Source organism: Clostridium sp. AF28-12 (assembly GCF_003435225.1).
Taxonomy (GTDB): domain Bacteria; phylum Bacillota; class Clostridia; order Lachnospirales; family Lachnospiraceae; genus Pilosibacter; species Pilosibacter fragilis.
The window spans coordinates 1-26,531 of sequence record NZ_QWGJ01000022.1 but is presented as its reverse complement, the minus strand read 5'-3'; the positions used below and the strand labels follow the sequence as shown (position 1 = coordinate 26,531).

The 26,531-nt window shown below is 50.3% G+C and carries 23 protein-coding genes and 2 tRNA genes; 21 read left to right on the top strand and 4 right to left on the bottom strand.

Annotation, left to right across the window (positions count from 1 at the left end; genetic code table 11):
* Positions 1–73: 73 nt before the first annotated feature.
* Positions 74–505, bottom strand: a complete 432-nt coding sequence (locus DWY93_RS14810) for a hypothetical protein (protein ID WP_117471115.1) — start codon at positions 503–505, stop codon at positions 74–76.
* A 314-nt stretch (positions 506–819) separates the two neighbouring features.
* Between DWY93_RS14810 and DWY93_RS14805 the strand changes: the two genes are divergently transcribed.
* From DWY93_RS14805 to DWY93_RS14790, 4 genes are all read left to right on the top strand, one after another.
* Positions 820–1,335 (top strand): hypothetical protein, encoded by a 516-nt coding sequence (locus DWY93_RS14805; protein ID WP_117471114.1) that lies wholly within the window; start codon positions 820–822, stop codon positions 1,333–1,335.
* Between the two features lie 98 nt (positions 1,336–1,433).
* Positions 1,434–2,111 carry a uracil-DNA glycosylase gene (locus DWY93_RS14800; RefSeq protein WP_015553905.1) on the top strand — a complete coding sequence of 226 codons (678 nt, stop codon included), beginning with the start codon at positions 1,434–1,436 and terminating at the stop codon, positions 2,109–2,111.
* A 169-nt stretch (positions 2,112–2,280) separates the two neighbouring features.
* The gene (locus DWY93_RS14795; protein ID WP_015553904.1) at positions 2,281–3,120 is read left to right on the top strand and encodes an undecaprenyl-diphosphate phosphatase; all 840 of its coding nucleotides are present in this window, start codon (positions 2,281–2,283) and stop codon (positions 3,118–3,120) included.
* Between the two features lie 259 nt (positions 3,121–3,379).
* Positions 3,380–4,999 carry a trypsin-like peptidase domain-containing protein gene (locus DWY93_RS14790; protein WP_117471113.1) on the top strand — a complete coding sequence of 540 codons (1,620 nt, stop codon included), beginning with the start codon at positions 3,380–3,382 and terminating at the stop codon, positions 4,997–4,999.
* A 115-nt stretch (positions 5,000–5,114) separates the two neighbouring features.
* On the opposite strand, the gene gltS is transcribed toward DWY93_RS14790, so the two are convergent.
* Positions 5,115–6,299 (bottom strand): sodium/glutamate symporter, encoded by a 1,185-nt coding sequence (gltS, locus tag DWY93_RS14785; RefSeq protein ID WP_015553902.1) that lies wholly within the window; start codon positions 6,297–6,299, stop codon positions 5,115–5,117.
* Between the two features lie 367 nt (positions 6,300–6,666).
* Here gltS and clpX point away from each other — a divergent pair, with 367 nt between their 5' ends.
* Complete coding sequence (gene clpX, locus DWY93_RS14775; RefSeq protein ID WP_347466332.1) at positions 6,667–8,346, top strand: ATP-dependent Clp protease ATP-binding subunit ClpX; 1,680 nt, start codon at positions 6,667–6,669, stop codon at positions 8,344–8,346.
* 46 nt (positions 8,347–8,392) lie between these two features.
* On the opposite strand, the gene DWY93_RS14770 is transcribed toward clpX, so the two are convergent.
* Entirely contained in the window at positions 8,393–10,126 is a 1,734-nt protein-coding gene (locus tag DWY93_RS14770; RefSeq protein ID WP_117471112.1) for a S8 family peptidase, read from the bottom strand.
* A gap of 262 nt (positions 10,127–10,388) precedes the next feature.
* On the opposite strand from DWY93_RS14770, the gene DWY93_RS14765 reads away from it, so the two are divergent.
* From DWY93_RS14765 to DWY93_RS14715, 11 genes are all read left to right on the top strand, one after another.
* On the top strand, positions 10,389–10,895 hold the full coding sequence (locus tag DWY93_RS14765; protein WP_117471111.1) for a signal peptidase II: 507 nt from the start codon (positions 10,389–10,391) through the stop codon (positions 10,893–10,895).
* 88 nt (positions 10,896–10,983) lie between these two features.
* Entirely contained in the window at positions 10,984–12,093 is a 1,110-nt protein-coding gene (gene glf, locus DWY93_RS14760; protein WP_117471110.1) for a UDP-galactopyranose mutase, read from the top strand.
* Entirely contained in the window at positions 12,086–13,399 is a 1,314-nt protein-coding gene (locus tag DWY93_RS14755; RefSeq protein ID WP_242990674.1) for a lipopolysaccharide biosynthesis protein, read from the top strand. The genes glf and DWY93_RS14755 overlap by 8 nt, the downstream gene beginning before the upstream one ends.
* Positions 13,389–14,315 carry a glycosyltransferase gene (locus tag DWY93_RS14750; protein ID WP_117471109.1) on the top strand — a complete coding sequence of 309 codons (927 nt, stop codon included), beginning with the start codon at positions 13,389–13,391 and terminating at the stop codon, positions 14,313–14,315. The genes DWY93_RS14755 and DWY93_RS14750 overlap by 11 nt, the downstream gene beginning before the upstream one ends.
* Before the next feature lie 392 nt (positions 14,316–14,707).
* Positions 14,708–15,283: a dTDP-4-dehydrorhamnose 3,5-epimerase gene (rfbC, locus tag DWY93_RS14745; RefSeq protein WP_015553895.1), complete on the top strand. Its 576-nt coding sequence runs from the start codon at positions 14,708–14,710 to the stop codon at positions 15,281–15,283.
* A gap of 171 nt (positions 15,284–15,454) precedes the next feature.
* A complete protein-coding gene (locus DWY93_RS14740; RefSeq protein ID WP_117471108.1) occupies positions 15,455–16,273 on the top strand; it encodes an ABC transporter permease in 819 nt (272 codons plus the stop codon).
* A 9-nt stretch (positions 16,274–16,282) separates the two neighbouring features.
* On the top strand, positions 16,283–17,599 hold the full coding sequence (locus DWY93_RS14735) for an ABC transporter ATP-binding protein (protein ID WP_117471107.1): 1,317 nt from the start codon (positions 16,283–16,285) through the stop codon (positions 17,597–17,599).
* 15 nt (positions 17,600–17,614) lie between these two features.
* Positions 17,615–18,475, top strand: a complete 861-nt coding sequence (locus tag DWY93_RS14730; protein ID WP_117471106.1) for a hypothetical protein — start codon at positions 17,615–17,617, stop codon at positions 18,473–18,475.
* Entirely contained in the window at positions 18,472–21,585 is a 3,114-nt protein-coding gene (locus DWY93_RS14725) for a glycosyltransferase (RefSeq protein ID WP_015553892.1), read from the top strand. The genes DWY93_RS14730 and DWY93_RS14725 overlap by 4 nt, the downstream gene beginning before the upstream one ends.
* A gap of 166 nt (positions 21,586–21,751) precedes the next feature.
* Positions 21,752–22,300, top strand: coding sequence for a ribosomal protein S18-alanine N-acetyltransferase (gene rimI, locus DWY93_RS14720; RefSeq protein WP_242990672.1), 549 nt, complete (start codon positions 21,752–21,754; stop codon positions 22,298–22,300).
* A 75-nt stretch (positions 22,301–22,375) separates the two neighbouring features.
* Positions 22,376–22,618 carry a hypothetical protein gene (locus DWY93_RS14715; protein WP_015553890.1) on the top strand — a complete coding sequence of 81 codons (243 nt, stop codon included), beginning with the start codon at positions 22,376–22,378 and terminating at the stop codon, positions 22,616–22,618.
* Between the two features lie 133 nt (positions 22,619–22,751).
* On the opposite strand, the gene DWY93_RS14710 is transcribed toward DWY93_RS14715, so the two are convergent.
* Entirely contained in the window at positions 22,752–22,964 is a 213-nt protein-coding gene (locus DWY93_RS14710; RefSeq protein ID WP_117471104.1) for a hypothetical protein, read from the bottom strand.
* 80 nt (positions 22,965–23,044) lie between these two features.
* Between DWY93_RS14710 and DWY93_RS14705 the strand changes: the two genes are divergently transcribed.
* The 5 genes from DWY93_RS14705 (at position 23,045) to DWY93_RS14685 (ending at position 26,454) form a co-directional block, all read left to right on the top strand.
* The gene (locus DWY93_RS14705; protein WP_015553889.1) at positions 23,045–23,956 is read left to right on the top strand and encodes a ribonuclease Z; all 912 of its coding nucleotides are present in this window, start codon (positions 23,045–23,047) and stop codon (positions 23,954–23,956) included.
* A gap of 3 nt (positions 23,957–23,959) precedes the next feature.
* Positions 23,960–24,997, top strand: coding sequence for a tRNA (adenosine(37)-N6)-threonylcarbamoyltransferase complex transferase subunit TsaD (gene tsaD / locus DWY93_RS14700; protein ID WP_117471103.1), 1,038 nt, complete (start codon positions 23,960–23,962; stop codon positions 24,995–24,997).
* Complete coding sequence (ispD, locus tag DWY93_RS14695; protein WP_117471102.1) at positions 24,997–25,719, top strand: 2-C-methyl-D-erythritol 4-phosphate cytidylyltransferase; 723 nt, start codon at positions 24,997–24,999, stop codon at positions 25,717–25,719. The genes tsaD and ispD overlap by 1 nt, the downstream gene beginning before the upstream one ends.
* A 472-nt stretch (positions 25,720–26,191) precedes the next feature.
* A tRNA-Ser gene (locus tag DWY93_RS14690) sits at positions 26,192–26,277 on the top strand.
* A gap of 88 nt (positions 26,278–26,365) precedes the next feature.
* A tRNA-Ser gene (locus DWY93_RS14685) sits at positions 26,366–26,454 on the top strand.
* The last annotated feature ends 77 nt before the right edge of the window (positions 26,455–26,531 follow it).

Below are 26,531 nucleotides of genomic sequence, written 5' to 3'. Positions count from 1 at the left end.
AAATATTCGGAGTTTCCGGCGGTGGCGGGGCACCGGCCGGAAGATAGGAAAGCGGAAGAGATCTGCTGAACCGTTATAGAAATTTCTTCATATGATCTCTGAGATTTTCCTCCATCCCGGTGAGCTCATCGGCGATCTCCATGACAGCCTTTGACGCACCAGAATACTGATTTTTATAACCGCATATGGTCTTGATCCCCATATTACAGCCGTCAGTGACAATACTGGCGGCTTCTTTGTCGCCGCCCTTTGCCAGCATACGCATTTCTGTGGACATCCATGACCAGGCAGATGCCATTTTTCCCGGTTCTTTTCCCTCTTCCTCCATGGCGCTTAAGGTCTTTTTGATCTTTGCGTCCAGCTCCTGATGTTTTTCATAGCTTTCCGTGATATCCTTCCAGAGCTCCTGATCCGACACCATATCCCGGATCTGTTCCAGGCTTTCCGCCGCCATTTTGCAGCCGGAGTCACATTCGCGGAGAAGATTGACTGAGTGCTCTTCCATCATTGATCCATCCTTTCCATAATAATTGCCATGCAGTTTCTTCAGACAGCTGATAAAAACAACAGCTATGGATCTGTCTGATATTCATCTGCAAAAAAAGTATGAGAGATACAGGGGAAAATTATGCATGGCACTTCTGGAATGTCGCTGACATGCCATAAGAATTCAAGGACGGCGGAACGTATTCTGCCGCAGACAGAAAAACTTAAGAAAATGAAAAGCAAAGGACAAGAGGGATCAGTTGAATCCAGACCCCATTTATGTTATGATGTTAACGTTCGAAAACGAATTATGCAGAATATTGGAGGAAAAGCTTGGAAAAGACAGAAGCAGAAAAGATCCTGAAGGAAAAACTGGAAAACGCGGAAAAGATCCTGGTGGGGATCGGCTCTGAGTGGAAGAAAAAAGAAGGCACGGAGGAGGAAGAGGTCCTTCATGCCGCCGAAAAGTTAAAAAATTTTCTGGATGGAAAGGATTATTATATCATAACTTCACTGTCCGGTGAGGATGCGGACCGGCTGGGCTTTTCTGCCGGTCATATGGCAGTTCCCCACAGCGTATCCTTTACGGAAGAAGCGTGGAAGCATTATACCTTATGGCTTTCCTGCACCCTGAACCGGAACACGGTGCTCCTGGAGCTTGGTGAGAACTATAAAGATCCGTCCCTGATCCGCTGGCCCTTTGAGAAGACAGCAATGTTAAACAATAAGGCGTATCTGTTCCGGGTTCACAAGATCTTTTCTCAGGTGCCGGAAGAGCTTTCTGGGAAATCATGTCCGGTGGCGGAGGTATCGTTTAAATTAGTGGATGATTTCTTAGAAAGAGTGTAACTGTTCAGGAGGTTTGAGCACTTGCTGTGTTGACGGTAAGAAAACATAAAATTATGAAGGTACTGAAGCGTTACGAATAAATACAACAAGGAGGAAATATGGCTGCGATCGCAAATGACTGGTTGGTCCCTATGAGCGGGGAATTCAAAAAGCCGTATTACAGGAAATTATACGAGACCGTAAAGAGCGAGTACGAGACAAAGGAAGTCTACCCGGCGCCGGATGACATCTTCAACGCCTTTGCGTTTACTCCGCTCTCAAAAGTAAAAGTAGTGATCCTGGGACAGGACCCGTACCACGAGCCGGGGCAGGCGCATGGACTGAGCTTTTCCGTAAAGCCGTCGGTGGAGATCCCGCCGTCCCTGGTCAATATCTATAAGGAACTTCATGAGGACTGCGGCTGCTATATCCCGAACAATGGATATTTAAAGAAGTGGGCAGATCAGGGTGTGATGCTCTTAAACACAGTCCTGACCGTTCGTGCCCATGCGGCCAACTCCCACAAGAATATCGGCTGGGAGGAATTCACGGACGCCGCGATCCGCGTCTTAAACGAGCAGGACCGCCCGATGGTATTTATCCTCTGGGGACGCCCGGCGCAGATGAAAAAGCCAATGCTGACGAATCCGAAGCATCTGATCCTCGAGTCACCGCACCCGAGCCCGTTGTCCGCCTATCGTGGATTTTTCGGCAGCAGACCGTTTAGTAAGACAAACAAGTATTTAAAAGAGAACGGAATCGAGCCGATCGACTGGCAGATCGAAAATATCAACTAGCAATCTGGCGTGCGTCAGCGGGTTCGGAAAAATGCGCCGCAAGCTTGCTTGCAGAAGCATTTTTTTGAACCTGTTGACATAGGGCGGATGCCCGAAGCTTCTTGTTTTCATGACAATGAAAACAAGAAGACCGCACGCTATATTTAAAATATAAAGCATAGGAGTGAATATGAGCAACTTTATCGAATTTCTAAAGATCGTCGTATTCGGTGTCGTCGAAGGTTTCACCGAATGGCTTCCGATCAGCAGCACCGGTCACCTGATCCTTGTGGAGAATATCGTCCACCTGAATGTATCAGAAGAATTCATGAACGTGTTCCGCGTCGTGATCCAGTTAGGCGCAATTCTCGCGGTACTGGTCCTGTATTTCAGACGCCTGAACCCATTTGATCCGGGGAAAAAACCGGCACAGAAGCGCGCCACATGGCATCTATGGTTTAAGATCATCATCGCCTGCCTTCCGGCTGCCGTGGTCGGAATCCTGCTTGACGAAGTGCTTGACAAGTATCTCTATAATCCATATGTGGTAGCGGCGATGCTCATCATCTACGGTGTTATTTTTATTGCCTTCGAGAACCGCAACCAGCACGCGGAATTCCGCATAAAGAAAGTATCCCAGATTAGTTACCAGACCGCATTTTACATCGGTCTCTTCCAGCTTCTCGCGCTGATCCCGGGTACATCGAGATCCGGCGCAACGATCCTCGGTGCGATGATGCTTGGCTGTTCCAGAACCGCCGCATCGGAGTTCACCTTCTTCCTTGGAATTCCGGTCATGTTCGGCGCCAGTCTCTTAAAGATCCTTCACTACGGCCTGGCATTCTCCGCAATGGAGCTCTTCTTCATGGCAGCTGCCATGGTGATCGCCTTCGTCGTTTCCATGTACTCGATCCAGTTCTTACTCGGATATGTCAAAAAACATGACTTCAAATTCTTCGGATACTACCGCATCGTCCTCGGTGTGATCGTCCTGATCTATTTCGGACTGACTGCGATCCTGACAAAATAAAGAAAAACAAGAGTTTCCCGGAATCCATCCGGATGGGTACAGAATAGCAGCCCACTGATGGATTCCGGGATTTTTTTGCGTATTACAAAAACACGGGAATTGTGACGCTATTTCACAGAACCGTGCATGTTTCATCACACTTTCATCACATTTCACTGGTACACTATGTCATGTAGTTAAGGAGAGGAAAGAAAAAGAGAGAGTCCTTAAGTACAAAAAGAAACATCGAAAATTTCAACACAGAAAGGAGATTCCTATTATGTATGATGAAAATAAATGGAACGAAGTAAATAATGAAAACGAAAAGAAAAATAATGAACAGCCGATAAATACGCAGAACACTCAGAACACCCAAAACGGAGCCCAGCAGCCTCAGGGTGAGCATACAGGAAGACAGGTCTACGGAAGACTTGGTTCCGGTACACAGAACGGCCAGCCGTATAACGGAAATCCGAACGGCCAGAACGGTTACTACAGCGGGCAGCAGCATCAGCAGTATTACGGAAACCAGAACCAGTACACGAACCCGTATCAGCAGTACGACTATTATCAGGGACATGGACAGAATCCGAACGGAAACGGAAACAGCCACCACGCTTCGAAGAAACACTCCTACGCCAAGACGACAGCTCTTGTCGCGGCGGCAGCGATCCTCTTCGGTGTCGTATCCGGCGGAACGATGTACGGAGTCAACCGTGCGGCCAACACCCTGTTGCCGTACCAGAGCTCTCAGGTAAACGAGACCATCGGGCAGACGACCCAGATCCCGGCAGCGAACACATCCACAACTTCCAGCAACGGTGTTGTTATTGAGGATGTCTCCGCGATTGTGGACGCAACCCTTCCGTCTGTCGTATCGATCACAAATACCCAGGTCTACCAGAGCAACACCTGGTTTGGACAATCCCAGACCTACGAAGTCCCGAGCAGCGGTTCCGGCATCATCGTCGGACAGAATGACTCCGAGCTTCTGATCGTTACAAACAACCACGTTGTCAGTGATTCCGAGGGACTTACCGTGACGTTCGCAGATGAGAGCACTGCGGACGCGGCCATTAAGGGCACAGACTCCGAGGCGGATCTCGCAGTAATCGCAGTTCCGCTCGACAAGATCTCCGCTGACACAAAGGACAAGATCAAAGCGGCGACACTCGGTGATTCCGATTCCTTAAAGATGGGGCAGGGCGTTATCGCCATCGGCAACGCGCTTGGACTTGGCCAGAGCGTGACAGTCGGACATGTAAGCGCGTTAAACAGAGAGATCAAAGTTGACGATGCGACTAAGACCGTCATCCAGACAGACGCAGCGATCAACCCAGGCAACAGCGGCGGAGCTCTCTTAAACTCCAAAGGTGAAGTTATCGGCATCAACGAAGCAAAGTACGCGGATACAAGTGTTGAAGGCGTCGGTTACGCGATCCCGATCTCTAAAGCAAAAGACATCATCGATGACCTCATGACAAGGACCACAAAGATCGCGGTTTCCGAGTCTGAGCAGGGCTATCTCGGAATCCAGTTACGGAACATTGATGAGTCCATGGCAAAGATGTACGGAATGCCGCAGGGTGTCTATGTCTACAAGATCATGGAAGACTCCGCAGCCGCAGGTTCCGATCTTCACGAGAAGGACATCATTACAAAGCTGGATGGTGAGAAGATCTCCAACTACGCGGACCTTGCAAAGCTTCTGACTTACTATAAATCCGGTGATACCGTAACATTGACTGTCCAGTCTCTTGTAAACGGCAGCTATCAGGAGAGAGAAGTCCAGTTAACCTTAAAGCAGCGTCCGGCTGAGTCTGACAGTGAAAACAGTCAGAGCCAGGGCGGACAGCAGGATCAGAAACCGGCGCAGAGCCAGTCTAAGATCGGAAAATAATAAAGAGTCGATATAAAATAGAGAAACAAGACCGCCTCCCTGGAGTGATCACGGGAAAGGCGGTCTTGTTTTGTAAAGGTATAAAGGTTTTATCGAAAAGTTCCTGAAAACATGTTTACAGGAAATTCATGAACGTGGTCAGTACCATGGAGTTGAAGAAGTCAACGAATAAGCTTCCTACTAACGGTACGATGAAGAATGCTCTCGGAGCTGCACCGTAGCGCTCAACGAGTGCTCTCATGTTTGCCATAGCGTTCGGGGTAGCGCCCATACCGAAACCGCAGAATGCAGTTGTCATGGCAGCTGCCTCGTAGTCACGTCCCATAACGTTGAATACAACGAAGTTCGCGTACAGGAACATAACAATCGTCTGAACAAGCAGGATGACGATCATCGGAAGAGCAAGTGCTGCTAACTGCCAAAGCTTTAAGCTCATCATAGCCATGGACAGGAACAGATTTAAGGAAAGTCCGCCGAGGGCGTCAATCTCAACCATCGGAAGTTCTTTGTGCTGGACATCCCAGATATTGCGGATCGCTGCTGCTGCGAGCATAGCGCCGATATAAGTCGGGAATGTCAGGTGGCATACATCTTTGAAGAATGTGAAAATAAGAGTACCGAGACCGATGGCAACTGCTAAAAACATTGCGGATGTTGTGAATTTCTGACCATCAACGGCCGGCATAACCTCAGCTGTCTCGTTGCCTTCCTCAGCTGCTGTGGATTTTAAGTGGAGTTTTTCAACACGGGCACGTGCGATCGGGCCGCCCATCATACTTCCGGATACAAGTCCGTATGTAGCTGCCGCGAGAGCAACTGTGGTAGCGCCTACAACGGCGTAATCTGTTTCAAGAAGCGGTCCGAAGGAACCGGATGTTCCGTGTCCGCCTACTAACGGCATGGAACCCATACATAAGCCGAGCAGCGGATCCAGACCAAAGGCTGCTGCGAGACCGCTGCCAACTGCGTCCTGGATGACACAGATGGCGACTGCGAGTCCGAGGAACAGAAATACCTGAAGTCCGCCCTTTTTCAACAGACGGAAGCAGGCTGTGAATCCGACGCTGCAGAAGAAGACCGTCATGAAGACACTCTGTAATGTTGTGTCAAAGGAGAGTTCCAGAATTCCTGCTGCGTATAACGCCAGATGAGCAAAGGCGAATACGATACCGCCGGCAACCGGTGCCGGGATGCAGTACTTACTTAAGAATGAAAGTTTGTTGACCATGAGTCGTCCGAGACAATAGACGAGAGCGCCGAGGGCGCAGGCCTGGTACATGTCGAGCTGTAAAGTGATCATAAGATTTACCCCCTCTTATATAGTTGTTCACCAGGTAACGGTTCAGTGAATTCACAGCCGCGGTCAAGCCTGTGTTACTTACGGTCGGTGCAGGGAATGCGCTGACCTGCCAAACAGTTACTTAGTTGCTACAATTCCATGTTAAATTCAAACTACAAAAAACATCAAAAAAATACAGGGGGCAGAGTTCAGATACTGTTAAGAGGAAAGATGATTCTGTCAGAAAATTTACACATGGTTTTTCGGTTGCGGGAAGACTCAATTTGCATTATAATAGGTTATAATTCTGTAAAAACAGGCAGAAAACGCGTGGACAGGCCGCGGCCTGTATCCATGAGAAACGATAGAAGGTTCAGGGAGAAAAAATTTGGAAGACAACAAAAATAACGGATATGAGAAGATCTGCTGCATGTGCAGACGGACGGAGAGTCAGGCAGGAAAAATGATCACGCTGCCGGGCGGATTGCAGGTGTGCCGGGACTGTATGCAGAGATCGTTTGATATGATGATGGGAAGCGGTATGGACTGGACAAAGATGTCCGGGATCACGCCGGAGCTGTTGAAAAATATGTATCTGAATCCGATGGGAAGCGGAGATGGAGCGCAGAAGCAGGAGAATACCGGAACTGCTGCGGGTAAGAAAGATGACGTGAGCGAAGCGGAAAAACAGAATTCTGTGGATAATCCGACTGAAGCAGACACGGATGAGGACGCAGAGCAGACCGTTGTGGATGCTGACGAGACCGAAGATGGCGATGATTTCGAGGAGGACGGTGACGGATCAGAGGGAATTCCATTGGGAAATATTTTCGGAATCCCGGTGGGGCAGATCGACCTCGGCGCCCTCATGGGCCAGGGCCATAAGCGCAGGAAAAAGAAGAAAAAAGTAAAAAAGGAGCTGTTTAAGCTCAGCGAGATCCCGGCCCCCCATGCGATCAAGGCGCAGCTCGACGAGTATGTGATCGGCCAGGAGCAGGCGAAGAAGGTGATCGCTGTCGCAGTCTACAACCACTATAAGCGTGTATTTTCCAAGACATCCCCGGATGCCGGGAAGTACGGAACCGATATTGACATCGAAAAGTCAAATATCCTGATGATCGGACCTACTGGAAGCGGTAAGACGTATCTCGTAAAGACTCTGGCGAAGCTCCTCGATGTGCCGCTTGCGATCGCGGACGCTACATCCTTAACAGAAGCAGGTTATATCGGTGACGATATCGAGAGTGTTCTCACAAAGCTCCTCGCAGCGGCGGGCGGTGATGTGCAGAAAGCGGAGATGGGCATCGTGTTCATCGACGAGATCGATAAGATCGCAAAGAAGAAATCCACGAACACCCGCGATGTCAGCGGCGAGTCCGTGCAGCAGGAACTCTTAAAGCTTCTAGAGGGCGCGGACGTGGAAGTCCCTGTGGGAACAGGCCAGAAGAATGCCATGACTCCGATGGAGATGATCAACACCGACAATATCCTCTTTATCTGCGGCGGCGCGTTCCCAGATCTTGAGAATATTATCAAGGAACGCCTGACGAACACCACGTCCATCGGTTTCGGCTCTGATCCGAAGGATAAATATGATAAGGATCCGGACATTCTCTCAAAGGTCACAAACCAGGATCTCAGAGAATTCGGCATGATCCCGGAGTTCTTGGGAAGACTTCCGGTGACCGTGACACTTCAGGGACTCACGAAGGAATTCCTCGTGCGGATCTTAAAGGAGCCGAAGAACGCGATCTTAAAGCAGTATAAGAAGCTTCTCGCCATGGATGAGGTAAATTTAAACTTTGACGATGATGCCCTGGAATGGATCGCAGAGCAGGCGCTCAAAAAAGACACCGGCGCGAGAGCGCTCCGGGCGATCATCGAGGAGTTCATGCTCGATATCATGTTCGAGATCCCGAAGGACTCGGAGATCGGTTCTGTGACGATCACCCGCGCGTATCTGGAAAAACACGGTGGCCCGCGGATCGAGATGCGGGAGTATTCTACGGCGGACAAGAAGGCGGCTGCTCTGCCGGGGCCGACGGAAGCCTGTTACAAAGCTGAATAAATATGAATCCTGCTGATAGTGTCTGCACGGCATCGGATGTTATAAATTAAAGGTTTCTGAGATGTAAAAAAGCTTCATACAGATTCAGCGTTCCATATCCGAACTCACGGTTCGGGTATGTGAGCGCTGGATTTCTTTGTGCCCCACGGACGAAGATGGACTTTAGCACCGGCGTGTTGAGATACGGATAATTTGCATTGAGGACGCCCCAGTTCAACAGGATCGCCGCGGCACCGGCGAGGTGGGCGGCGGAGACGGAGGTGCCGGACATTCTTGTGAGACGTCTTCCTGAGACGGACGCGCCTAAGATATTGACACCCGGGGCAGCGAGGTCCGGCTTTATCCGGCCGGACAGGCTGTAGCCGCGGCTGGCGTGGATGTAGATGCTGTTTTTGGTGTGGTCGTAGGCGGTGACAGTGATGGGATACCGGGCATTTCCGGGATCCGTGATGATCGTATCGGGATCCGGGCGGAGAAAATAGGTCTCATCGGAGATAAAGCCCCGGACCGGCAGCCAGATATGAAAGGTCTCACGGATGTCCAGAGAGTTCCGTATCAGGATTCGCCAGATCCCGGACATGGGGTTTTCGAAGCGCATAAAGATAAACTGGCTCCCGGAGCTCACATCGGCGATCTGGGTGTAGACTGTGATCTGGGTCTGTTCCAGGAGAAAGAACACCGTGTTCTCGCCCCGGAGCGGAACGGAAATCTCCCGCGCAACTTCGCCGGTCGGTGAGATAAAGCCCACCGTGTAGGCACCCATGTTCTCCGCCCAAAGTTCCATGGAAAAACCGGCTTCCCGTTCCCCCACCCGCAGCTCCGCGGTGACTTCATCCGTATCTGCGTCCATGACAGCCCGAAAGTGATGTCTTGCTCCGGTCTCGTTCCCGGCAGCGGTGATGACGGCGGAACCGTTTGAAAGGCTGACCTGGTTTAAATACTGCCCGAGGCGGCTCATTCCCATGTGGCTTCCCATATTGGTGCCGAGAGGAATGCAGACGACGAGGGGCATGGAGTATTTTCTGGCGAGAAAATAGAGATAGGAGACGCCCATCATGATATCGTTTTCCTGGTAGGCATCTGCCCCGTCCTGGATCAGGTAGAAGTCACGGAGATACTGCTTGGCGGGTTTTAATTTCACCATGGCGATGGATGCCTGCGATGCCGCCCCGGAAAATCCCGCCCGTTCATCCCGGTTCCCGGCGGCAATGGAAGCGAGAAATGTTCCATGTCCGTTTTCGTCCCGGGTGGGGACGATGGAGGCGGGATTGTCGGAGTTCAGGGCCAGGTTGATCTCCTCGGCAGTGTATTGCGTGCCGTAGAGAGCTGAGAAGGCAGAAAATGGTTTTGCAGTTTCATTCTCTATATTGTTAGAATTATCTGAATTATTTGTCTGGTCCCATATCCCAATAATTCTTGTACTTCCATCTACATTCCGAAACAGCGAATCTGTATAATTGATCCCCGTATCCACAAATCCCACAATAACTCCCGCGCCCTGATTGTTCAGCACCGGAAGTTCCCCCGCCGCCGTGATCCCGGCAGCATCCATACTTGTGACATCCAGAAGACTATATAGCTTCGGAACTGCCGAATATGTATAGGAAGTATAAGTAGAAGGTGTCACCGTGGAGAGCGGAACATAGACGACCGCCAGTGTAGAATTCACAAAATCAATGCAGTCTGTCCCCTGTGAACGAATAAACTCTTCAGGTGTAGTAAAATAAGGCGCGATAAAATCCGCAAAATCTTCCGACGCGACAGAATTTGTACATGACATGGCTGATACTCCGCAGAAAATGGTTCATACTATATATGTATATGAGGGACAAGGGCACATGTTCCAAAAAAAAATTACAGGATCAGAAAACGGGAAGAGGAACGAGAGGCGTAAATGAAATGGGTAAGAAAACGTGTGAAAATGGCGCCGCGGTCTGACCGTGAAATAAGAAATATATGGACGGACCCTTTAAAATGTTGTAATATAAGGATATCTGTGAAAGTATGCAATCATGTAAGATAGAAAAGAAAGGGGAATCGCAATGTTTGGATTTTTGACATTCGGAACGACGCTTGCGCTTACAGATCTGGCTGTGAAAAAAGAGATCGAAGCCAGACCCGATGAAGAATTCCCGAAAACCGTGAAAGAATCAGGCGGCCTGATCCGCCTCTACAAAAACCACAATCCGGGCTTTTCCTTCGGATTCATGAAGGAATACCCGAAACTTGTGGAGATGGTCCCGGTCTGCATGCTGTCGGCGGTAGCCGGTGCATGGGCGTATGTGATCGGAAGGAAGGGACGCGTGCTGGAGAAGACGGCGCTGACCCTGGTGCTGGCCGGCGGAGCGAGCAACCTTTATGACCGGCTCAAACGTGGATATGTGGTGGACTATTTCAGCATCCAGTGGAAGAAACTGAAAAAAGTGGTCTTCAACCTGGGTGATATCTTTATTTTTGCCGGATCTGCCCTGTTTGCGGCAGTCCAGCTCGTGGAGGAGATCCGCGAAATTCTTCCGAAAGAAAAAATCTTTGTTAAGGAAGAAGAGTAATTCAGGCAGCAGGACACAAAATCCAGCTCACCCATGCTGCAAAATACATCGGCGCAGAAAAGCCGGGACAATGAGGAGAACAGTCTATATGAAGAAACAATATGATTACTTGTTAGTGGGCAGCGGACTTTTTGCCGGAGTTTTCGCGTACTACGCAAAAAAAGCCGGAAAGACCTGCCTCGTTCTTGAGAAGAGAGAACATGCAGGCGGAAACATCTACTGCGAAAATATCGAGGGCATCAACGTACACCGCTACGGCGCCCATATCTTCCATACCAGTAACAAGGAAGTCTGGAACTTTGTGAACGGCCTCGTGGAATTCAACCGCTACACAAACAGCCCGGTTGCGAACTACAAGGGCGAGATGTACAACATGCCGTTCAATATGAACACCTTCAGCCGCATGTGGGGAATCTCCACTCCGGAGGAGGCAAAAAAGATCATCAACGAGCAGAGAAAGGTCATTAAGGGTGAGCCGAAGAACCTGGAAGAGCAGGCCATCAGTCTTGTGGGAACCCATATCTACCAGAAGCTTGTCAAGGGCTACACCGAGAAACAGTGGGGCAGAGACTGCAAGGAGCTCCCGGCTTTCATCATCAAACGTCTTCCGGTGCGCTACACCTATGACAACAACTACTTTAACGATCTCTATCAGGGGATCCCGATCGGCGGCTATAATAAGATCACAGAAAAGCTCTTTGAGGGCTGTGAGATCCGCCTTGGAACCGACTATCTGGCGGATAAAGCGAAATATGATGCGCTTGCGGACAAGATTGTGTATACAGGAACCATCGACAGCTATTTCGACTACTGCTTCGGAAAACTCCAGTACCGCAGCCTGCGGTTTGAAACGGAAGTCTTAGACTGCGATAACTACCAGGGCAATGCGGTCATCAACTACACCGACCGCGAAACTCCCTACACGAGGATCATTGAACACAAGCATTTTGAGTTCGGAACACAGGAGAAGACGGTCATCACGAGAGAGTATCCGGCAGAGTGGACCGAGGGCATGGAGCCGTATTATCCGGTCAATGACGAGAAAAATCAGGAATTATATAAGAAGTACGCAGAACTCGCCGGAAAAGAGGAGAATGTGATCTTCGGAGGAAGACTCGCGGAATACCGTTACTATGATATGGATAAGGTCATCGAATCTGCATTTTCCTGCGTAAAGAAGGAATTCGGAAATGAGTAACAGTTCGAAAATGCCTCATGGATTTGCTCGCCTCATTATCGGTGACGGATCCGCGGTGTCGGAGCAGAAGAACATTATCTGGAATATGATCGGAAGCTTTCTCTACGCTTTCGCTTCCATGGTACTTTCCATTGCCGTTGTCCAGCTCGCGGGCGAGGACGCGGGCGGGGTGTTTACCTTCGCCTTTACGACCTTCGGACAGCACATGTTCATGGCGGCGTACTTCGGGATCCGTCCGTTCCAGATCACGGATACCGGGGAGAAGTACACCTTCGGTGACTATCTCGGGCTGCGTCTCATCACCTGCGGCCTCGCGATCCTTGTGGGCTTTGGCTATGTGATGGTCAGCGGCTATACCTTTGAGAAAGCGGTCATTGTCTTCCTGATGGTGGTCTACAAGGTCATCGATGCCCTGGCGGATACATACGAGGCGGAATTCCAGCGGGGGGGAAGACTGTACCTGACGGGAAAATCCAATGCGTTCCGGACGATCCTCTCCGTGACCTGTTTTCTCGGAAGTCTCGCGGTGACGGGAGAGCTTCTGACCGCCAGTATCTGGGCAGTGGGCGCGCAGACCGTGGGATTTTTCCTGTTTGACTTCCTCGTGATCCGGGAACTCCCGAATGTGACATGGAAGTCGGTGCAAGGAAAGAAATTCCAGCTCTTCCGGGACAATGTTCTATTATTTTTCTCGGTGGTTCTGGACTTCTATATCTTTTCTGCATCAAAATACGCCATCGAGGCCCATATGGCAGACCGTGATCTCGCAGTCTACGGCGCGATCTTTATGCCGACCAGCGTGATCAATCTGGTTGCCGGTTTCGTGATCCGCCCGTACCTTACAAAGCTTGCGGTGGATTGGGAGACCGGACACTTAAAAGCATTCCGGAAGATCATCAGGAATCTTGCCCTGATCATTGCGGCGCTGACAGTCCTCGCAGTGGGCGGCGCATGGCTGCTCGGCATTCCTGTGATCAGCCTGCTGTATCCGAACCTGCGGGAGGGGCTTTCCACCTGCCGCGTGGCACTGGTGCTCATCATCATCGGAGGAGCACTGAATGCGTTCATGAATCTGTTTTATTATTCACTTATAATTATGCAGAAACAGAAATTCATCATTCTTGGATATGCTTTCGTCAGTGTGCTGGCGGTCCTTTCTTCCGGCTGGTTTGTCCGGATGGGCGGGATTCAGGGCGGTTCCTTTGTATACATGCTTTTGATGGCCGCACTGATGGTATTTTTCGGAATCTTTTCGGCAGGCTTTATGAAACAGAAAGAGAGAGCACAAAAACATAATGAAGGTTGATGTGATCATCCCGGTCTACGGTCCGGGAAACAGATTGTTGGAATTATTTGACCAGTTGGGACACCAGACCGTACCGGTGGATCGGCTGATCGTCATGAATACAGAAAAGTCCCTGTGGGATAAGTGGACGGAGACTCTGGAACCGGGAAGACTCCCGGAAAATCTCTCCGTGTACCATGTGACGAAGGAAGAATTTGACCACGGTGCCACGAGAAATGCAGGGATCGAACATTCCGACGCGGATGTCTGTGTCTGCATGACTCACGACGCGCTTCCGGCGGACACGGGGCTTTTAAAAGCCCTGACGGACGCGCTTTTTGCAGAGAAGGATATCGCCGTGGCATATGCGAGACAGCTTCCAGCAAAGGACTGCAATATCATCGAGCGCCACACGAGAGAGTTCAACTATCCGGACAAAAGCCGGATAAAGAGACTCTCGGATCTCGACACGCTTGGAATCAAGACGTACTTCTGTTCCAATGTCTGTGCGGCATATAAGCGGGAGATCTATATGGAGCTGGGGGGATTTATCCGGAAGACGATCTTCAATGAGGACATGATCTTCGCGGCGAAGGCCATGAAGAACGGATATGCGGTCTGCTATGCGGCAGACGCGAGAGTGATCCACTCCCACAACTACACGGCGGTGGAACAGTTCCACAGAAATTTCGATCTTGCGGTCTCTCAGGCGGATCATCCCGATGTATTCTCCGGGATCCGGTCTGAGGGCGAGGGGATCCGCATGGTAAAGGACACCGTGCGCTGGCTGGTAAAAACGGGGCATACATACCTCGTGCCGAAGCTTGTGGTGGACAGCGGGTTTAAATATATGGGATATCTCGCAGGAAAGCGGTATAAAAAGCTGCCGAAGGCATTGGTAGTTAAGTTATCTATGAACCGGAATTACTGGAAATAGAGTTGAAAATTATGTAAAACTGTTCAGTAGGTCTGCGCACTTGCTGCGCTGACCGTAAGAAAACATAGGATAGGAGGCAAAAATCCCATCAGCGAAGCTGATCTGGAATGGATTTTTGCGTGTAACTATGAAGGTACTGAATAGTTACAATTATGTAAACTGATTTGCTGCACATTCCTCTATATAAATGGCTGTGTGGCAGGTTAGAGAAGAAAAATATTGTCATTCTGCACTCCGGGTGGTATGATGTAGTGCGGAAATGCCGAAAAATGGCGGAAATACAGCGGCTGATCTGGAACAAGCATATGCTTTTACTCCGGGAATGAAACGGACATATGCCGAAAGAGAAAACAAGAACAGCCGTAAATTTATAAAAGGTGAGGTAAAAGACTATGGGAAAGATCAAAGTTTCTTCCTGTGAAACAGATGGAATGGTAATCGAAGGCCTTCATGTGATCGAGCCGACCGTATTCAATGACGAGCGCGGATATTTTATGGAGACATACAACCAGAATGACTTTAAAGAGGCAGGACTCAATATGGTTTTCGTACAGGATAACCAGTCGATGTCTGTAAAGGGTGTACTCCGCGGTCTTCACTTCCAGAAACAGTTCCCGCAGGGCAAGCTTGTCCGTGCGGTACGCGGAACCGTGTTCGATGTAGCGGTTGACTTAAGAACACACTCCAAGACATACGGCAAGTGGTTCGGCGTTGAGCTTTCTGCGGAGAATAAGAAACAATTCTATATTCCGGAAGGCTTTGCCCACGGCTTTGTCGTTCTTTCCGATGAAGCAGAGTTTGCTTACAAGTGTACCGATTTCTACCATCCGGGTGACGAGGGCGGACTTGCATGGAACGATGAGACAATCGGTGTAAAGTGGCCGATCACACCGGATATGCAGCTCATCATCTCTGAGAAAGACCAGAAATGGCCGGGATTTAAAGAGATCTTCAAGTTTGATCGTTAGTAATTAGCAGTGCGGCGCCAAATGCGGCAAGATGTGTCGCAAACTTGTCTGCGTAAGCATCTTTCCGCATTTAGCGACATAGGGCGAATGCCAGGGGCTTCTTGTTTTCATGTAATGAAAACAGGAAGATGGCGCTGCCGGGAACTGCACTAATAGAAAGGTTGTAAAAGCGTGAATTATTTGACTTCATTACTGAAGGAGCTGGTGGCAAAAAGAAAACTGATCTGGGAACTCTCCAAGGCAGATTTCAGAAAACGTTTTGTCGGCTCCTATTTTGGCGTTGTCTGGATGTTTATCCAGCCCATCGTCACCGTCCTGATCTATTGGCTCATCTTCGGTCCCATCGGATTCAAGAGTGCGCCGCCGGTGCCGAACGCCTCCTATGTCCAGTGGCTGGTTCCGGGTATCGCCCCGTGGTTCTTCTTCTCCGAAGCCTTAAACTGCGGAACAGGATGCCTTCAGGAATACAACTACCTGGTAAAAAAAGTAGTATTTAAGGTGGAGATCCTGCCTGTGATCAAACTGATCTCCTGCCTGTTCGTCCATGTGTTCTTTGTTGCGATCATGTTCATCGTATTCCTGGTCAGCGGCAAAAGACCGCAGATTTCCTGGATCCAGATCATTTATTATTCCTTTGCCGCATCCATGTACGCCCTGGCGCTCACCTATCTTACCAGCGCGATCCAGGTATTCTTCAAGGATATGGCACAGATCGTCAGCATCTGCCTGCAGTTCGGCATGTGGCTGACCCCGATTATGTACAGCGAGCAGTTATTCCTCGACAAAGGTCTGACGATGGCTCCGATGATCCTGAAGCTGAACCCGTTTTACTATATTGCGGCGGGATACCGTGACAGCATGCTGACGGGAGACTGGTTCTTCATGCGTCCGACACTGACCGTGTATTTCTGGGCAGTGACCCTGATCACCATGTTAGTGGGACTCAAAGTATTCAAGCGGCTCCGTCCGCATTTCTCAGATGTATTGTAGGAGGAAACCATGTCTGCCAATGCGATTACAGTAAAAGACGTGACGAAGGTGTACAGGCTCTACGACAAGCCGATCGACCGATTGAAAGAATCCTTAAGCCTGACACATAAAAGCTATCACAAAGACTTCTATGCCTTAAATGGTCTGTCCTTCAACGTGGAAAAAGGACAGACGGTGGGCATTATCGGAACGAACGGTTCCGGTAAATCAACGATCTTAAAGATCATCACCGGTGTCCTCACACCGACCACAGGCCAGGTGGACGTGGAGGGAAAGATCTCCGCGCTTCTGGAGCTTGGAGCCGGGTTTAATATGGACTACACCGGAATTGAAAATATCTATATGAACGGCACCATGATGGGGTATTCCCGGAAAGAGATGGATGAAAAGCTGCAGGATATTCTGGATTTTGCGGATATCGGCGATTTTGTCTATCAGCCGGTAAAGACCTACTCCAGCGGTATGTTCGTCCGTCTCGCGTTTGCCTTAAACATTAACGTGGAGCCGGAGATCCTGATCGTCGATGAGGCACTGTCCGTCGGAGACGTATTCTTTCAGGCAAAGTGTTACCGGAAAATGGAGGAGATCAAGAAGAGAGGAACCACGATCCTCATGGTAACCCATGATATGGGCAGCATCATCAAATACTGCGATAAGGTCGTTCTCTTAAACAAGGGCGAATTCATCGCGGAAGGTGAGCCGGGTCACATGGTGGATCTCTATAAGAAGATCCTGGCAAACCAGCTGGATTCCTTAAATGAAGAACTGGAGAGCGATTATTCCGGCGGGATGTTAGGCGATGAGAAAAAGGCGAAGGCGGAGGAATCCCATTCCGACGGATCCCTCATGAAGGATAAGATCACCATCAACACAGACCGCACCGAGTACGGTGACGGCCGGGCTGAGATCTTCGACCTGGGACTCTTCGACGCGAAAGGAAATCTCACAAACCTTCTGTTAAAGGGAGAGATGTTCACGATCAAGGAGCGGATCCGCTTCCATGCGCCGATCAAGAGTCCGATCTTTACCTACACGATCCGCGATAAAAAGGGAACAGACCTCACCGGAACGAACACCATGTACGAGGGATGCGATATCAAACCGGTGGGGGATGGCGATGTCTACGACGTTTCCTTTACCCAGAAGATGACATTACAGGGCGGCGAGTACCTGCTCTCTATGAGCTGTACCGGCTTCGAGGGCGAGGAACATGTGGTCTACCACCGCCTGTACAACATTGCAAACATTACGGTGATCTCCAACAAGAATACGGTCGGCGTCTACGACATGGAGTCTGAGGTGGAGACATCGCTCACAAGGGCGTAAAAGCGGGAGAAAAAGATGAAGGATTACAGTTATGAACTTCTTGACCTGCTCGAAAAGTATAAAGGAGATGCGGAGGCGGCACTGCGGGGTGAAACAAGCCCGTGGTGTCTCTACGCATTTTCGCCGTTAAGGGAAAACCTTTTCGAGTGGCTGGAAATAGGAAAAAAGGACCGGGTTCTCCAGGTCGGATCCGACTACGGTTCCTGTACCGGGCTGTTTGCGGAGCGCGCCGGTGAGGTGGTCGTTCTGGATCCGTTGGATGAGAACTTGGAGGTGAACCGGAAAAGACACGGAGAGAAGGAAAATCTCTGCCTGGTCCGCGGCGAACTTACAAAGGCGGGAACAGAGTCTCTTGGATGGAAAGAGTACAAGGGAAAAGAGCGTGCGGCAGAAGAACTTGATGCTCTCTATAAGGATGGCTTCGACTATGTGATCCTGCCGTCCATGCTCTCCAGGACAGAGAAAAACGGGGCAGCAGATCTGCTGGCAAGAGCAGCTGCTCTTGTGAGACCTGGCGGAAGGCTTTTAGCGGCAGCGGAGAATGAGTCTGGTGTCCGCTATTTCATGGGAGCGGAGCCATTTGAGCACTCCTTCCTGGAGGTGGAGTTCCGTGGTCTGTTTGAGGACTTAAAAGAGAAATTTGGCGGAACCGCAATGCTCTACTATCCGGTTCCGGACTACCGTTACCCGGTGACCATCTACTCCGACGGCTATCTCCCGCAGACCGGCGATGTGACGAACATCTCCGCCCGTCTTGACGGACCGGGACTCTGGTTCGGAAACGAGGAGAAAGCCATGGCGAACGCATGCAGAAATGGGGACTTCACGAAATTCACGAACTCATTCCTTGGCATGTGGGAAAAGGGGAAGGCATGAGACAGATTTTATTTGTAAAATACAACCGGACCAGAGCGGCGCAGTTCCAGTTAAAGACAGAGATCGTGCGGGAGGACGAAGTTCTCACCGTTGAAAAAACGGCTCTCACAGAGGCTGGCGAGGCGCATATCCGCTCCTTCGGAGAAAAATATGAGAAGATCCGTGATCTGAATCCTGCCATCCGTTTCTTGAAGCCGGAATGGAAAAAGGATAAGAAGACGGTCTCCTTCCAGTACTTAAACGGCAAGACGGTCGGGGATGCCCTGGGCGAGGCTATCGTTATGGGCGAGGTTCCGTATCAGGAGCTTGAGACCGTGATGAAGGTGCTGTTCCCGGAAAATGCAGACGCGAAAATCTTTGAGGCGACACCGGAGTTCGAGACGGTATTCGGAAAAGTTCCGATGATCGACGATAAGGCAGCCGCGGTCTCCAATGTGGATGGGCTCTTCGAGAACCTGATGGTGCCGGAAAACGAGAACTGCATCTACGGAATCGACTATGAATGGGTATTTGATTTCCCAATCCCGGAGAAATTTTTGAAATACCGCGACCTCTTATATTTTTACAGACGCTACGAGAGAGTCCTCAACGTAAAAGAAGAGGATCTCTATGCCCATTTCGGGATCACAGGGGGAGAACTCCAGATCTTTGACGGCATGGAAAAGGCGTTCCAGTCCTATGTCCATGATGCAGGCTCCTTCGGCTACATGAAACAGTACGAGCAGCCGACAAAGACCGTGGAATTTCTTCTTGACCGCGAGAGCGAGCTCTACAAGGTAAAAGACTGGTGCGAGAACTTAAAGCAGGAGATCTCCGAGAAGGACATCACGATCATGAAGCAGCAGGAAGTCCAGCGTCTCACAAACAATCATGTGACGAACCTGGATGCCATCATCGCCAGCCTGAGAAGCGAGAACGCGAGAATGGCGGGAGACCTGCAGTACCTGTCGAAACATGAGGCGATCATGTGGAAAGTTCTCCGGAAATGCCACCGCGCTGTGGATAAAGTCATGCCGAAGGGCACAAGAAAGAGAAAGATCGCGGGGTACTTCAAGAATACCGTCTTCCATCCGGGAAAATACGGAAGGCTGTATTTCACAAAGGACGGAAGAAACAGGATCCGCGGCGACTTTAAGATCGGCGCCGGTTACTTAGAGCATGGAAAACTCCATTTTGACTATGTGGAGCACCCGACCGTGTCCATCGTGATCCCGGTCTACAACCAGATCCACTATACCTATGCCTGCCTGCTCTCAATCTTAGAGAACACGAAGGATGTGACCTATGAGATCATCATCGCCGATGACGTGTCCACGGACGCGACTAAGGAGCTGTCCCTGTACGCGGAGAATCTCGTGATCTGCAGAAACAAGACGAACCAGGGTTTCCTGAGAAACTGTAACCAGGCAGCGAAGGCGGCCCGCGGAAAATATGTGATGTTCTTAAATAATGACACACAGGTAACTCCGGGCTGGCTCTCATCACTCGTGAACCTCATCGAGTCTGATCCGACGATCGGTATGGTTGGCTCCAAGCTGGTCTACCCTGACGGACGTCTCCAGGAAGCGGGGGGAATCATCTGGAGCGACGGCTCCGGCTGGAATTATGGACGTCTTGACGATCCGGAGAAGCCGGAATACAACTACGTGAAGGATGTGGACTATATCTCCGGTGCGGCGATCCTGTTATCCAATGACCTCTGGAAACAGATCGGTGGTTTCGACGAGCTGTTTGCACCGGCGTACTGCGAGGATTCCGACCTTGCCTTCGAGGTGAGAAAAGCCGGATACCGCGTAGTCTACCAGCCATTGTCAAAAGTCATCCACTTCGAGGGCGTCTCCAACGGTACCGACGTAAATGGAACTGGTCTAAAGCGCTACCAGGTGGAAAACAGTAAGAAGCTAAAGGAAAAGTGGGCGGAGGAGTTCAAAAAGCAGTCTGTAAATACAGGCAATCCGAACCCGTTCCGTGCCCGTGAGAGAAGCCAGAAGAAGCCGGTGATCCTTGTCGTGGACCATTATGTTCCGACCTTCGATAAGGACGCGGGTTCCAAGACTACTTACCAGTACCTCAAAATGTTCGTGAAGATGGGATATTCCGTGAAATTCCTCGGAGACAACTTCCTTCACGAGGAGCCGTACTCCACAACACTTCAGCAGATGGGCGTGGAGATCTTATATGGGCCGGAGTACCAGGCAGGTATCTGGGACTGGCTGACAAAGAATAAAGATGAGATCGATTTTGCGTACCTGAACCGTCCGCATATCGCCATCAAGTATGTTGATTTTATTAAGAAGAACACCAATATCAAGGTGATCTACTACGGACATGATCTGCATTTCTTAAGAGAGTACCGGGAGTACGAGCTTACCGGCGATATCAAGAAGAAACGGGAGTCCGATTACTGGAAATCCATCGAATTCTCCCTGATGGAGAAGGCGGCGGTCTCCTACTATCCGTCCTACGTGGAGGAGGAGGCGATCCACGCGATCCATCCGGAGTACAAGATCAAGGCGATCACAGCCTATGTCTATGAGAAATTCCTGGAGAATATCGACAAGGACTTCGCAAAGAGGGAGGGACTGCTGTTTGTCGGCGGCTTCGCGCATCCGCCGAACGCGGACGCGGTTCTCTGGTTCGCAAAGGAGATCTTCCCGCTGATCAGACAGAGGATCGACGTAAACTTCTATGTGGTTGGCTCTAAGGTGACAGACGAGATCAAAGCGCTTGAACAGCCGGGAAGCGGCATCATTGTCAAAGGCTTTGTCACGGAGGAAGAGCTTGCGTCTCTTTATTCCACATCCCGCATCGTTGTGGTTCCGCTGCGCTACGGCGCCGGAGTTAAGGGCAAGGTCGTCGAGGCAGTCTACAATGGAGCTGCCATCGTCACCACATCCATCGGTTCCGAGGGAATCCCGGAGGCGGATCGCGTCATGAAGGTTGCCGACGGACCGGAGGCATTCGCTGACGAGGTAGTCAAGATGTATCAGGATCCGGCAGAATGCCGCAGAATGTGCGAGGAGACCCAGAAATACATCCGCGAGTACTTCAGCGTTGAGGCTGCATGGAAGGTCATCGAGGAGGACTTTACGCCGGAGAAAAAGAGATAGGACTTGGCTGTAAAGTCATATATGGAATCGAATATTGTGATAAGACTCTGCCGGGAATTTATTTCCCGGCAGTCTGTTCACATGAACGAAAATTCCGGCAAAAATCCGGCAGATCCGTCGTGCATGGTGTGCAAGCCTGTGGAATGCGGTTGAAAAGGAGAATATAGTGGAAAAAGACATTATTCATGAAAATTCCAACAATCACAATAAATACATAAATAACGAAAACAGCGGTGAAAAATCCGCGGAACAGGCAGGAGCTGTGCTTCGCGCGATGACTGTGGATGATATTTCCGCTGTGAAGCAGATCGAACAGACCTGCTTTTCGGATGCCTGGTCTGAAAAGCTCCTCTCTGACCTGCTTGAGAGTGAGTGGGACGAGGCCTGGGTGCTGACAGATACAGACGGCACCAGGATCGGATACGCGAATTTCCGCTTCCTCGCCGGCGAAGGCGAGCTCATGAGGATCGCAGTGCTCCCGGAACACAGGGGCTGTGGGGAGTCAAAGAAACTCATGGACCGTCTGGAAATCTCTGCAAAGGAAAAGGAAGCGCCGGACCTGACTCTGGAGGTGCGCGCCGGAAACACACCTGCCATAAACCTTTATAAATCCTATGGTTTTCAGGCGGAGGCTGTGCGGAAAAATTACTATCAGAATCCGGTGGAGGATGCCCTCATCATGTGGAGACGTTCCGTTCCATCGATTCCCACTTAAAATCATGAAAATATCCGCTATACTGTAGGGGACTCCGGAAGAGCCGGAGATAAAGAAGGCGGAGGAAAAGAAACGATGAGAAAATACGGAAAAGATGGCAGGCTGGATTGTGTGATCTGCAACCGCTGTGGGAAAAAACTGGCGGTGAAACATGGGATCGTGCGGGAAGGTGTGTTTACATCAGATCACAGATGGGACTTCTTTTCGGAAAAAGACGGGGAGATCCACCATTTTGACCTGTGCGAGGATTGCTACAACGAAGTGACAGCGGAGTTCCGGGTTCCGGTGGACGTGGAGGATGAGATCGAGCTGCTTTGAAAACGCAGGCGGTATGCGGCAGAAATGCCGTTATGCTGAAACAGGTTCAGACCAGATTGCGCTGCAAGAGCATATTTGAATGTTAGAAGCGGGTACGGGCGGTTGTCTGTACTCGTTTTCTATTGCCGGGTATTCAGAAGAAGCTGACGTCGGCAGTTCTGTACTTCTTGGTCACTGTACACGGGTAGGAATTTTCTGAACTGAAAATTCCGTACAATACAGTGATGGTAATGGATTTTGCCGATTCGGAATGCGAAGCATCGGCAAAATCAGTTACTGTTTGCGCGGCGTGAACAGTAATACTTCTTGCGGTTCCTGCCCAGGAATCAACTTCCATCTCTTGCATATGACCTCCGCTTTATGGTATGATACGTGCAGACTGGATAAATATAAACTTTTATTATCATAGAATGCAGAGGAAAATACATGTTAGATATCTGTTTACTGGGAACCGGCGGCATGCAGCCGCTGCCGTACCGCTGGCTAACGTCCATGATGGCGCGCTGCGATGGTAGCAATCTGCTGATCGACTGCGGCGAGGGAACCCAGATCGCATTGAAAGAAAAGGGATGGAGCCCGAAGCCGGTGGACGTGATCTGCTTCACCCACTACCATGCCGACCATATCAGCGGACTTCCGGGGTTTCTCCTGACCATGGGAAACGCGGAGCGCACGGAGCCGGTACTTCTGGTGGGACCGAAAGGTCTGGAACGTGTCGTTGGTGCTCTGCGCACCATTGCGCCGGAACTTCCGTTCCCGCTTGTGTTTAAAGAACTCACGGAGCCGAGAGAAAAATTTCAGGCGGGTCCCTATGTGGTGGACGCATTCCGCGTAAACCACCGCGTGACCTGCTATGGATATCGCATTACGATCCCGAGAAACGGCAAATTTGATGTGGAACGGGCGAGAGCCCAGGAGATTCCGCAGAAATTCTGGAGCAGACTGCAGAAAGGCGAGACCATCGAGCACGAGGGTAAGATCCTGACCCCGGACATGGTGCTGGGAGAAAAGCGCCGCGGAATTTCCGTTACCTACACGACTGACACGCGCCCGGTTCCGGCAATCGCCGAATATGCCGCGGACAATGACCTCTTTATCTGCGAGGGCATGTACGGTGAGAAGGAAAAAATTGCCAACGCGCGGGAGAATAAGCATATGATGTTCCAGGAGGCGGCAAAGCTCGGTAAAGAGGCGAATCCGCGGGAGATGTGGCTGACCCATTACAGCCCGTCCTTAATGCATCCGGAGGAATATTTAAACGAGATCCGGGAAATCTTCCCGAAAATTAAGACTGCCCGTGACGGCTGGTCTGCTGAACTTGGATTTGATGAGGATTAAGAAATGAAGATACACAGTGTTGAAGAAGATGTATATATACTTGCAATCGAGAGTTCCTGTGATGAGACAGCGGCCGCTGTTGTAAAAAACGGCCGTGAGGTGCTTTCTAACGTGATCTCATCCCAGATCGCGCTCCACACACTTTACGGCGGGGTTGTGCCGGAGATCGCGTCAAGGAAACATATTGAGAAGGTAAATCAGGTGGTTCAGGCTGCCTTAGACGAAGCACACATGACATTAGATGAGATCACAGCCATCGCTGTGACCTACGGACCTGGTCTTGTGGGCGCGCTTCTCGTGGGCGTTGCGGCGGCAAAGGCTATCGCTTACGCCGCAAAGAAGCCGCTGGTGCCGGTTCATCATATCGAGGGACATGTATCCGCAAACTTTATCGAGCACCCGGATCTGGAACCGCCGTTTGTCTGCGAGATCGTGTCCGGCGGACATACGCATCTTGTGATCGTGAAGGACTACGGTGAGTTCGAGATCATCGGACGCACAATGGATGACGCGGCGGGAGAGGCATTCGATAAAGTTGCCCGCGCCGTAGGTCTTGGCTACCCGGGCGGCCCGAAGGTCGACAAGGCGGCAAAAGAGGGAAATCCTCATGCCATGGAATTTCCGCGGGCAAAAGTCGGCGGATCCCAGTATGACTTTAGCTTCAGCGGCATGAAATCCGCTGTATTAAACTATATCAACCAGGCGGAGATGAAGGGAGAGACGATCTGTGTGCCGGATCTCTGCGCTTCCTTCCAGAACGCGGTGGTGGATGTTCTCGTGAGCCGTGCCGTTGCGGCAACAAAGGAGTTTGGATACAAGAAGCTCGCCATTGCGGGCGGCGTTGCGTCAAACTCTGCCCTGCGCGCAGGCATGAAGGCGGCATGTGAGAAAGCCGGAATCGAATTCTACTATCCGTCACCGATCTTCTGTACCGACAACGCAGCAATGATCGGTGCTGCGGGATACTATGAGTATATCAACGGAGTCCGCACAGGCTGGGACCTCAATGCGGTGCCGAACCTAAAACTGGGAGAGCGGTAATGGAACAGGTGAAAACAGCAGCCATCGTGCTGGCAGCAGGACATGGAAAGCGGATGCACAGCAAGGTGGCAAAGCAGTATCTTCTCTTAAAGGGGGAACCGGTGGTTGTTCATGCCCTGCGGGCCTTTGAGAAGGCAGGGATGGATGAGATTATTCTGGTGGCCGGAGCAGACGAAGTGGAATTCTGTAACAGGAATATCGTGGAGCAGTATGGATTTACCAGAGTGAGACAGGTCGTTGCGGGAGGAAAAGAACGGTATGATTCTGTCCGGAATGGACTTTGCGCTTTAAAGACCGTAGGATTCGCAGAGGACGGTATCGTTCTGATCCATGATGGTGCAAGACCGCTTGTAAACGGAGAGATCATCGCGAGAGCTGTGGATGGTGTCCGGGAGTTTTCTGCCTGTGTGGCATCGATGCCGGTTAAGGATACGATCAAGGCAGCGGATGCGGAGGGATTTTCTGCAAGCACGCTGGACCGCAGTACCTTATGGCAGATCCAGACACCTCAGGCATTCCGCTTCGGTCTGATCTACCGCGCCTATGAGAAGGTATTTGCACCCGGAACAGACCGCAGCCGTATTACGGATGATGCAATGGTAGTGGAACTGATGACGGACACAAAGGTGAAGTTTATCGAGGGAAGTTATTCAAACATCAAAGTGACAACTCCGGAGGATATGATCATCGCGGAGGCTCTTTGTGCTCATAGGGTACAATAGATTCTTTCTATAATAGAAGATATGGATCTGCCAGTGGCAGTCAGAGAGAGGCGTGGTCTTCCGGGAAAAGGAGATCACGCCTTTCTGGCTTAACAGATAAAAAGAATTTTAGTACCTATTCAGTACCTTCATAGTTACACGCAAAAATCCATTCCAGATCAGCTTCGCTGATGGGATTTTTGCCCTCCAGCCTATGTTTTCTTACGGTCAGCGCAGCAAGTGCGCAGACCTACTGAACAGTTACGAATTTTAGACTTTTAGAAAAATTCTGAAAAAATTCTTTTCAAAAGGAGAAATGAGTTTATTGGATATATGACATGAGAATACCAGATGTTGATGATCGCAATGCATGGGAATAGCATATTTTGTATACAATTAGAAAAGAATAAAAAAACGAAAAAAACTTGGAAAAATGCTTGACAAAAATGGTATTATGGGGTATTATTAATGAGCACGTTTGAGAGAGCGCTTTGGAGAGATATCGAAGTGGTCATAACGAGGCGGTCTTGAAAACCGTTTGTCCGCAAGGGCGCGTGGGTTCGAATCCCACTCTCTCCGCTAACTGTACTGCGGAGCCAGAGAGATGAGTTCCTGGTGCAGAACTGAATAACGATCTTGTAAAAAAACAAGATGTGAGTCAACCAATGCAGAAGTACCCAAGTGGTTGAAGGGGCTCCCCTGGAAAGGGAGTAGGTCGTTAGTAGCGGCGCGAGGGTTCAAATCCCTCCTTCTGCGCTTTAACTTATGAAGGAAAACTCCTTCAAAAAGTTAAAAAAGTTCTTGACAAACCGGAAACGGTATGATAGAATAAA

Bases quoted from the DNA above. Each gene is read 5' to 3' on its own strand.
- DWY93_RS14810 (WP_117471115.1), bottom strand. From the start codon at position 505: ATGGAAGAGCACTCAGTCAATCTTCTCCGCGAATGTGACTCCGGCTGC.
- DWY93_RS14800 (WP_015553905.1), top strand. From the start codon at position 1,434: ATGGCTGCGATCGCAAATGACTGGTTGGTCCCTATGAGCGGGGAATTC.
- DWY93_RS14795 (WP_015553904.1), top strand. From the start codon at position 2,281: ATGAGCAACTTTATCGAATTTCTAAAGATCGTCGTATTCGGTGTCGTC.
- DWY93_RS14790 (WP_117471113.1), top strand. From the start codon at position 3,380: ATGTATGATGAAAATAAATGGAACGAAGTAAATAATGAAAACGAAAAG.
- gltS (WP_015553902.1), bottom strand. From the start codon at position 6,299: ATGATCACTTTACAGCTCGACATGTACCAGGCCTGCGCCCTCGGCGCT.
- DWY93_RS14770 (WP_117471112.1), bottom strand. From the start codon at position 10,126: ATGTCATGTACAAATTCTGTCGCGTCGGAAGATTTTGCGGATTTTATC.
- DWY93_RS14765 (WP_117471111.1), top strand. From the start codon at position 10,389: ATGTTTGGATTTTTGACATTCGGAACGACGCTTGCGCTTACAGATCTG.
- glf (WP_117471110.1), top strand. From the start codon at position 10,984: ATGAAGAAACAATATGATTACTTGTTAGTGGGCAGCGGACTTTTTGCC.
- DWY93_RS14755 (WP_242990674.1), top strand. From the start codon at position 12,086: ATGAGTAACAGTTCGAAAATGCCTCATGGATTTGCTCGCCTCATTATC.
- DWY93_RS14750 (WP_117471109.1), top strand. From the start codon at position 13,389: ATGAAGGTTGATGTGATCATCCCGGTCTACGGTCCGGGAAACAGATTG.
- rfbC (WP_015553895.1), top strand. From the start codon at position 14,708: ATGGGAAAGATCAAAGTTTCTTCCTGTGAAACAGATGGAATGGTAATC.
- DWY93_RS14735 (WP_117471107.1), top strand. From the start codon at position 16,283: ATGTCTGCCAATGCGATTACAGTAAAAGACGTGACGAAGGTGTACAGG.
- DWY93_RS14730 (WP_117471106.1), top strand. From the start codon at position 17,615: ATGAAGGATTACAGTTATGAACTTCTTGACCTGCTCGAAAAGTATAAA.
- DWY93_RS14725 (WP_015553892.1), top strand. From the start codon at position 18,472: ATGAGACAGATTTTATTTGTAAAATACAACCGGACCAGAGCGGCGCAG.
- DWY93_RS14715 (WP_015553890.1), top strand. From the start codon at position 22,376: ATGAGAAAATACGGAAAAGATGGCAGGCTGGATTGTGTGATCTGCAAC.
- DWY93_RS14710 (WP_117471104.1), bottom strand. From the start codon at position 22,964: ATGCAAGAGATGGAAGTTGATTCCTGGGCAGGAACCGCAAGAAGTATT.
- DWY93_RS14705 (WP_015553889.1), top strand. From the start codon at position 23,045: ATGTTAGATATCTGTTTACTGGGAACCGGCGGCATGCAGCCGCTGCCG.
- tsaD (WP_117471103.1), top strand. From the start codon at position 23,960: ATGAAGATACACAGTGTTGAAGAAGATGTATATATACTTGCAATCGAG.
- ispD (WP_117471102.1), top strand. From the start codon at position 24,997: ATGGAACAGGTGAAAACAGCAGCCATCGTGCTGGCAGCAGGACATGGA.